The organism is Paenarthrobacter sp. CC6 (genome assembly GCF_040560085.1).
GTDB lineage: Bacteria > Actinomycetota > Actinomycetes > Actinomycetales > Micrococcaceae > Arthrobacter > Arthrobacter nicotinovorans.
Genome location: NZ_JARDAN010000049.1, coordinates 1 through 1,034 on the forward strand (window position 1 = coordinate 1; position 1,034 = coordinate 1,034).

Here is a 1,034-nt window from a genome sequence, read left to right on the forward strand (position 1 = left end):
GGACACCGCCGGACAACCATTAACGAAGAGCCCCAACCACGGTTGGGGCTCTTCCATTTAACAAACACTTCAACTTCACACAAGCACCGGCCCTGCCCCCTCGTGGAAGTATGCGCGTTAGGGCATTGCCGGGAGTCGTTCCTGGCTCACGCCTGCGGTTGACTGGAGCTTCGCATCGCCAACTCGGAGGTCGCCATTGCTGCGGAGAGTCGCGCGTGCGTCAACGTAATCTACGGCAATGCCGTAGACGGCCACCCACACAACCCACCCGACATTGAATGTGCCGGGCGGGCGGCGGGTTCAGGAGCCGCTTGTCTTTGCAGCCTTTGCTGCGGCTTTCGCTGCTTGCTTGCTGGCGCGGACCTTGGCCAGGGATGCAGGGTCCACGATGTCGGCCACGGATAAGTAGGAGCCGTCTTCTCCGTAGTGGCCGGCGGCCTCACGCCATCCGGTGGCTTTGAGACCGCATTGCTTGCCCAAAAGCGCCAGGAAGATCTTCGCCTTTTGTTCTCCGTAACCGGGCAGTGCCTTGAGCCTGCGGAGCACTTCGGGGCCGTCAGGGTTACCCTTCGTCCAGATCGCTGCTGCATCTCCGTCCCAGTCACTGTGCACCGTGGCAGCGAGGGCCTGGACCCTGCCTGCCATGGAGCCCGGAAAGCGGTGGACGGCGGGCCTCTCCTTGAAGAGCTCCACGAAGCCGGCCGGATCCTGGCCAGCGATGACGCCCGGATCGAGGGTGCCCAGACGCGTACGGATCTTCTCCGGGCCGGCAAAGGCCGATTCCATGGTGACCTGTTGATCGAGCAGCATGCCCGTCAACAATGCAAAGGCGTCTTGACTGAGCAGCTGGTCGGCGGCGTCTTCGCCTGTGATGTGGAGTTCCATGGGTCCCATCCTCCCACCCACCGGCGGTGTCGTCACGGCCGTGTTGTAGGTGGTGTTCGACGGCGGTTTGGTGGGTTTTGGGGGTTGGTGTGGGGGTGTTGGGTGGTGGATTTGCGTTGGGGTTGTGGGGCGTGTATTGTTTTCTGAGT

1 protein-coding gene is annotated in these 1,034 nt (G+C 62.4%); it reads right to left on the reverse strand.

The genetic code is table 11. From position 1 onward, the window contains the following. Positions 1-300 precede the first annotated feature (300 nt). Complete coding sequence (locus tag PV760_RS21425; protein ID WP_354628657.1) at positions 301-894, reverse strand: HhH-GPD-type base excision DNA repair protein; 594 nt, start codon at positions 892-894, stop codon at positions 301-303. Positions 895-1,034 lie beyond the last annotated feature (140 nt).